6 protein-coding genes are annotated in these 6948 nt (G+C 75.9%); 3 read left to right on the top strand and 3 right to left on the bottom strand.

Annotation, left to right across the window (positions count from 1 at the left end):
- Positions 1-196: 196 nt before the first annotated feature.
- Positions 197-1330, bottom strand: a complete 1134-nt coding sequence (locus NWP10_RS09680) for a low specificity L-threonine aldolase (protein WP_258300752.1) — start codon at positions 1328-1330, stop codon at positions 197-199.
- Positions 1327-1857: a peptide-methionine (R)-S-oxide reductase MsrB gene (gene msrB / locus NWP10_RS09675; RefSeq protein WP_184170726.1), complete on the bottom strand. Its 531-nt coding sequence runs from the start codon at positions 1855-1857 to the stop codon at positions 1327-1329. The genes NWP10_RS09680 and msrB overlap by 4 nt, the downstream gene beginning before the upstream one ends.
- An 88-nt stretch (positions 1858-1945) precedes the next feature.
- Here msrB and NWP10_RS09670 point away from each other — a divergent pair, with 88 nt between their 5' ends.
- Complete coding sequence (locus NWP10_RS09670; RefSeq protein ID WP_258300751.1) at positions 1946-3340, top strand: S9 family peptidase; 1395 nt, start codon at positions 1946-1948, stop codon at positions 3338-3340.
- 53 nt (positions 3341-3393) lie between these two features.
- Here the strand turns inward: NWP10_RS09670 and NWP10_RS09665 are convergent, their stop codons facing one another.
- The gene (locus NWP10_RS09665; protein ID WP_258300750.1) at positions 3394-5499 is read right to left on the bottom strand and encodes a M3 family metallopeptidase; all 2106 of its coding nucleotides are present in this window, start codon (positions 5497-5499) and stop codon (positions 3394-3396) included.
- Between the two features lie 92 nt (positions 5500-5591).
- On the opposite strand from NWP10_RS09665, the gene NWP10_RS09660 reads away from it, so the two are divergent.
- Together NWP10_RS09660 and NWP10_RS09655 are read left to right on the top strand one after the other, a co-directional pair.
- Positions 5592-6350 (top strand): YebC/PmpR family DNA-binding transcriptional regulator, encoded by a 759-nt coding sequence (locus NWP10_RS09660; RefSeq protein WP_017488724.1) that lies wholly within the window; start codon positions 5592-5594, stop codon positions 6348-6350.
- Positions 6351-6430: 80 nt separating this feature from the next.
- Positions 6431-6948 (top strand): crossover junction endodeoxyribonuclease RuvC (locus NWP10_RS09655; protein ID WP_258300749.1); only part of this gene is annotated, 518 nt, incomplete at its 3' end.

Raw genomic sequence — 6948 nt, 5'->3', positions numbered from 1 at the left:
CGGCCGCGCGGTGCGCAGGTCCGCCAGGGCCCGGCGGAACACCTCCGGCAGCGGGGCCGGGGCCGGCGCGACGGCGCCGCGCGGCTCGGTGACGGGCGCGAGGCGACGGGGGCCGATGACGGTCATGGACGCCAGCCTAGGCCGCCGGGCCCGGCCGACGCCGGTGGCGCGCCGTGCCGGCTCCGGAGCACCGTGCTCACCCGCGCCGACCGGGGGAGAGCGCCGCTCCCAGGGCCGCGGCGAACGAGTCCACGTCCGCGGCCGTGGTGTCCCACGAGGTCATCCAGCGCACCTCGTGGCGGGCCGCGTCCCAGTCGTAGAACGGGTGCCGGACCCGGGCGCGGTCGGCGGCCTGCGGGTCCAGCACCGCGAACACGGCGTTCGCCTCCGGGGCGCGGGCCACCTCGACGCCCTCGATCCCGGCCACCCGCCCGGCCAGCTCGCGGGCCATCGTGTTGGCGTGTCCGGCCAGGCGGATCCCGAGGTCGCCCTCGAGCAGGGCCGTGAGCTGGGCCGAGACGTAGCGCATCTTCGAGGCCAGCTGCATGGAGGACTTGCGGACGTACTCCACCGCCAGCCGCGCCCGCTCCCTGGGCCCGGCGTCGGCGGGCAGGTCCCGCTCGGGCACCAGGGACGCGAGCGTCACGGCCTCGGGGCGCAGCACGACGACGGCCTCCGCGCCCAGCGCGCCGGCCTTCGTCCCGCCGAGGGAGACGACGTCGACGCCGGCGTGCGTGGTGAAGGCGGACAGGGGCAGCTGCAGGGCCGCGGCCGCGTTGAACAGCCGCGCCCCGTCCATGTACAGACCCATGCCGTGGCCGTGCGCGTGGTCGGCCAGGGCGCGCACCTGCTCGGGCGTGTAGACGGTGCCCAGCTCCGTGACCTGGGCGATCTCCACCACGGCCGGCTGCGCCCGGTGGACGAAGCCCCAGCCGTGGGCCTCGCGGTCCACGAGCTCCGGGGTGAGCCGCCCGTCCGGGGTGGGCACGGTGAACAGCTTGGTGCGGCCCATGCGCTCGGGGGCGCCGCCCTCGTCATGGTGGATGTGGGAGGTGTCCGCGGCCACCACCGCGCCCCACGGCGGGAGCATGGACTGGAGGGCGACCACGTTGGCACCGGTGCCGTTGAACACCGGCAGCGCGACGGCATCGGGGGCGTCGAACGCCTCCCGCACGGCCTCCTGGAGCCGCTCGGTGTGCGGGTCGGCCCCGTACGCGGGCGCGTGGTCCGCGTCCACGTCGACCAGCGCCGCCCAGACGTCCGGGTGGACGCCCGCGTAGTTGTCCGACGCGAAGGCGCGCAGCCCCGCGGCGGGGGCGCCGGCGCTCACGCGCGGCCCGCGGCGTCGTCGTCCGAGCCCGCGCCGGACGCGTCCGCCGGGGCCAGGCGCAGGGAGATCGAGTTGATGCAGTAGCGCAGATCCGTGGGCGTGTCGTAGCCCTCGCCGGCGAACACGTGGCCCATGTGGGAGCCGCACGCGGCGCAGCGCACCTCCACCCGCTCCATGCCCAGGGTGGTGTCCTTGAGGTACTCCACCCGGTCCTCGGCCAGCGGCGCGAAGAACGAGGGCCAGCCGCAGTGCGAGTCGAACTTCTCGTCCGAGCGGAACAGCTCCGCCCCGCACGCGCGGCACGCGTAGACGCCCTGCACGTGGGAGTCCCAGTACTCGCCGGTGTAGGCGCGCTCGGTGCCGGCCCGGCGCAGCACCTGGAACTCCTCCGGGGTCAGGCGGCGGGCCCACTCCTCGTCCGTGAGTCGGGCGCCGCGCGGGGCGCCCGCGCCGTGCCCGACGACGGGGCTCGCCTGGGCGGCGTCGGTGCGGTCAGGGTCCTGGGGGGTCTGCGGGGTGTCGGTCATGGCCGGTACAACGGCGCAGAAGCGCGGCGTGTTCCCCCTGGGCGGAGGTGTTGGCGGGCGCGCCCGCCCGTGGGCGAGAATGGCCCGCATGGCCGCACCACGACGCCGCTTCCCCGCCCGCCCCTCCGACCGCCGCCGCGGCGGACGGCCCGCGCTGGCCGCCGCCGTCCTGGCCCCGGCCCGGGCGGACGGCGACTCCCGGACGCGGCGCGCCGGCCGGCTGGTGCGCGGCTCCGTGCGCACCGGCGTCAAGGCGGCCTCGCCCCTGGCCCGCTGGACTCCGCCCGTGCTCAGCGTCCTGGCCTCCTCCGCCTTCGTGCTCGCCGGGGCCAGCTCCGCGCTCGCGGGCGTGTTCGCCCGCACCGTGGTGACCCCGGTGCGCCGCCACACCGAGACGACGGCGGTGCTCGCCGTCGTCGACACCCCCACCGGACCCGAGGTGATCCTGCAGGCCGACGAGTACACCACCGTCCCCGGCGTGTACTCGCTGACCTTCGACGGCGGCGCGGGCTGCGCGCGCATCGGGAGGATCTCCTCCTTCGACCCGCGCGACGGCACCGTGCAGCGCGTGGTCGAGGAGGTCTACTCCGGCGACCTGGCCGCGGCGACCCGCGGCCGGCTCACCGGATTCGTCTACCCCACGCCCGCCGATGCCGGCCTCGACGCCGAGGAGGTGCTCGTGCCCGTGCCCGGCGGCCACGCGCCTGCCTGGCTCGTGTGCCCCGGCCCCGACGACGACGGTCCGGCCCGGCCCGCCGCGGGGATGTGGGCGATCATGGTCCACGGCCGCGGCGCCCGCCGCAACGAGGGCATCCGCACCGTCCCCACCGCGCAGCGCCTCGGCATGACCTCGCTGCTGATCTCCTACCGCAACGACGGCGACGCCCCCGACGCCGCCGACTCGCGGTACGGCCTGGGCACCACCGAGTGGGAGGACGTGGAGGCGGCGATCCGGTACGCCCTGGACAACGGGGCGAGCGACGTCGTGCTGTTCGGCTGGTCCATGGGCGGGGCCGTGGTCCTGCAGGCCGTGGACCGCTCCGACCTGGCCCCCCACGTGCGCGGCGTGGTCCTCACCGGCCCCGTGGTGGACTGGGTGGACGTGCTGCAGCACCAGGCGCGGCTCAACCGCATTCCCGAGGCCGTGGGCGTGCTCGGGCAGTGGCTGCTCTCCAACCGGGCCGGCCGCTTCATCACCGGCCTGGCCGCCCCCGTGGACCTCAAGTCCCTCGACTGGGTGACCCGGGCCGAGCACGTGCGCGTGCCCACCCTGATCATTCACTCCGAGGACGACGAGTACGTGCCCGTCGGCCCCTCCCAGGACCTCGCCGAGCGCAACCCCGGGCTCGTGCGGTTCGTCCGCTTCCACCAGGCCCGGCACACCCGCGAGCAGAACGTCGACCCCAAGCGCTGGGACACCACCGTGCGCGGCTGGCTGCGCGCGGTGCTGAACGCGGACCGCCCCGGCGCCGCGGAGCGCTGACGCCGGAGGCCGCGCTCGCGGACGTGCCCGGGGCGAGGGGCCGACGTCGCCCGTCAGGCGGCCGCGTCCACCAGCCCGCGACGGCGCAGCAGCGGCTCCAGCTCCGCGTCCCGGCCGCGGAACGCGCGGTAGGACTCCAGCAGGTCGCGGGTCTCGCCCCGGGAGAGCAGCTCCTCGGCGAAGCGGCGGCCGTTCTCGCGGGTCATGCCGCCGTGCTCCCGGAACCACTCCACGGCGTCGGCGTCCAGCACCTCCGCCCAGATGTACGAGTAGTAGCCGGCCGCGTAGTCGTTGCCGAAGATGTGCTTGAAGTAGCCCGTGCCATAGCGCGGAGGCACCAGCTCCGGGTCGATCCCCGCCTCGGTCAGCACCCGGCGCTCGAACGCCGCCGGGTCCGCGGTGGCCGCCTCCACGGTGTCCTCGGTCAGGCTGTGCCAGGCCCAGTCCACGAGCGTGGCGCCCAAGTACTCCACGGTGCGGTAGCCCTCGCCCCACAGGTCCGCGGCCTCGAGCCGCTCGAGGGTGCCGGCGGGCAGCGGCTCACCGGTCTCCACGTGGCGGGCGTACTCGGCCAGCAGCGCCGGCTCGCGCAGCCACACCTCGTTCACCTGGGAGGGGAACTCGACGACGTCGCGCGGCACGTGGGTGCCGGACAGCGAGACGTACTCGCCCTTCGCCAGCAGCCCGTGCAGCGCGTGGCCGAACTCGTGGAACAGGGTGGTGGCCTCGTCCAGCGTGAGCAGGGCGGGGCGGCCCGGGGCCGGGGCGGGCACGTTCATGGTGTTGAACACCACCGGGCGCTCGTCCAGGGCGTCCGCGGCGTCCCGCACGGTGTGCATCCACGCGCCGCCGGACTTCGTGGACCGGGCGAACAGGTCCGCCACGAACAGCCCGACGCCGGCGCCGTCCTCGTCCCGCACCTCGAACACCCGGATCCCCGGCCGGTACAGGCGCCCGGCCAGCTCGGGGCGCTCCTCGAAGGTGATCCCGTACAGCGCCGTGGCCGCGGCGAACACGCCCGCGTGCAGCACCCGGTCCAGCTCGAAGTGCGGGCGCAGGGCGCCGGCGTCCACCGCGAAGCGCTCCCGCGCGTACGCCGCGGACAGCGCCGGCCAGTCCCACGGGGCCACGGCGCCGCCGACCCGGCCGGCGTGCGCGGCCGCCGTCGCCGCGTCCGTCCGGGCGTTGGCCATCGCGCGCGGGGCCATCGTGGCCAGAAGCTCCTCCACCGCCGTCGTCGACGGAGCGGCGCGGTCCTTCAGCGCGTGCTCCGCCCACGACGCCGAGCCCAGCAGCCGGGCCTTGCGCAGGCGCAGCCGCACGACCTCCATCGCGGTGGACAGCGTCTCGTGGTCCCCGGCGGCGCCGCGGCCCACCGAGGCCTCGAACACCTCGCGGCGCAGCGCCTCGTCCTCCAGGGACGCCAGCCACGGCTGGGAGGTGAACAGGGACAGGGTCAGCAGCCACGGGCCGGCCTCGTCCCCGCCCTCCCCGTCGGCGCCACCGTGGCCGGCCTCCCGGGCCGCCGCCGCGGCCGAGGCCAGATCGTCCTCGGACAGGCCCGCCAGGCGCTCGCGGTCGGTGACGAGCACGGCGCGCTCGGCGGTGTCCGCCACCAGGCGGCGGGTGTAGGCGGCCGTGAGCCCGGCCAGCTCCGTGTTGATCCGGCCCAGCTCGGCCCGCTCCGCCTCGCCCAGGCCGGCGCCGGCCAGGTCCAGGCGGCGGCGCAGCACCTCGAGCAGGCGGGCGTCCTCGCCGGTCAGCCCGGCGCCGTCGATCGCCGCCACCCGCTCGGCCAGCCGCGGGTCCAGCAGCAGCGCGTCCTCGTGCGCCGCCAGCTCGGGGGAGAGCTCCTCGGCCAGGCCCTGGCGGGCGTCCGTGCCGTCCGCGCTCACGAGGGTGAAGAACATCGCGGCGCTGCGGCGCAGCAGCTGCCCCGAGAGCTCGAACGCGCGGACGGTGTTCTCGAAGGTCGGCGCGGTCGCGGCGCCGAGGATCTGCTCCACCTCGGCGCGCTGGGCGGCCATGCCGGCGCGCACGGCCTCGGCCAGCTGCGCGTCGGTGACGGCGGAGAAGTCGGGCATCCCGTAGGGCAGCTCGGAGGGGGTCGCCAGCGGGTGGTCGGCGGGCAGGGCGGAGGACGCGGGGGTGAGGGTCATGGCCGCGAGTGTAGCCAGCCGTGATCCGTGCCACCCCACCGGGCATCGCTAGACTGGGCCGTCGAGCCAGCAGACGACACCGAGGAGGCGTGATGGCAGGGCATTCCAAGTGGGCCACCACCAAGCACAAGAAGGCCGTCATCGACGCGCGGCGCGCGAAGGCGTTCGCGAAGTACATCAAGAACATCGAGGTCGCGGCCCGCGCCGGCGGCGCCGACCTCGCCGGCAACCCGGCCCTCGACCTGGCCGTGTCCAAGGCCAAGAAGGCCTCGGTGCCCAACGACAACATCGACCGCGCCGTCAAGCGCGGCGCCGGCCTGACCGGCGAGGTCGTGGACTACGCCGAGATCATGTACGAGGTCCGCGGCCCCCAGGGCTCCGCCGTCCTCGTGGAGTGCCTCACGGACAACAAGAACCGCGCCGCCGCCGAGGTGCGCACCGCCGTCACCCGCAACGGCGGCACCATGGCCGACTCCGGCTCCGTGTCCTTCCTGTTCACCCGCCAGGGCGTCGTCCGCCTGCCCGCCGAGGGCCGCACCGAGGACGAGCTGCTGGAGGCCGTGATCGAGGCCGGCGCCGAAGAGGTCGTGCTCTCCGGCGACGAGTTCGAGATCCTCTCCGACCCCTCCGACCTGCGCGCCGTGGCCGAGGCCCTCGACGCCGCCGGCATCGACTACGAGTCCGACGAGACGGAGTTCGTGCCCACCATGAAGGTGGAGCTCGAGGACGCCAAGGGCGCCGGCACGTTCCTCAAGCTCGCGGACGCCCTCGAGGAGCTCGACGACGTCCAGAACGTGTACTCGAACGTGGACATCTCCCCGGAGGTCCTCGCCGAGCTCGACCAGGACTGATCGCCCTGAGCGCGCGCCGGCCCGCCGACGTCGTCCGGATCCTGGGGGTCGACCCCGGGCTCACCCGCTGCGGGATCGCCGTGGTGGACGTGGACGCACGACGGCGGGCCGCGCTCGTCCACGTGGAGGTGGCCGGGACCCCGCCCACCGCCTCCCTCGACCAGCGCCTGCTGCGGATCGACGAGGCGGTCTCCGCCGTCCTGACCGCCCACGCCCCGGACCGCGCCGCCGTGGAGCGGATGTTCGCCAACACGAACACCCCCACCGTGCTCGGCACGGCCCAGGCCGCGGGCGTGGCCATCGCCGCCGCCGCCCGCGCTGGGATCCCCGTGGGCCTCCACACCCCCTCCGAGGTCAAGGCCGCGGTGACGGGGTACGGCGACGCCGGCAAGGAGCAGGTCACCACGATGATCACGCGCATCCTCGGCCTCGACGCGCCCCCGCGGCCCGCCGACGCCGCCGACGCGCTCGCCCTGGCGATCGCCCACGGCTGGCGCGGCACCGCCCTCGGCGCCGCCGCCGGGCAGACCGGACTGGACACCTCCGACCTCGCCTCGCGGGCCGGGCGCTCGCAGTTCGCGGCGGGGACGAGGAGCCG

The organism is Micrococcus sp. HG099 (assembly GCF_024723355.1).
Lineage (GTDB): Bacteria > Actinomycetota > Actinomycetes > Actinomycetales > Micrococcaceae > Micrococcus > Micrococcus endophyticus.
The sequence above is the reverse complement of the archived record's forward strand: the minus strand, read 5'-3'. Positions and strand labels throughout refer to the sequence as shown.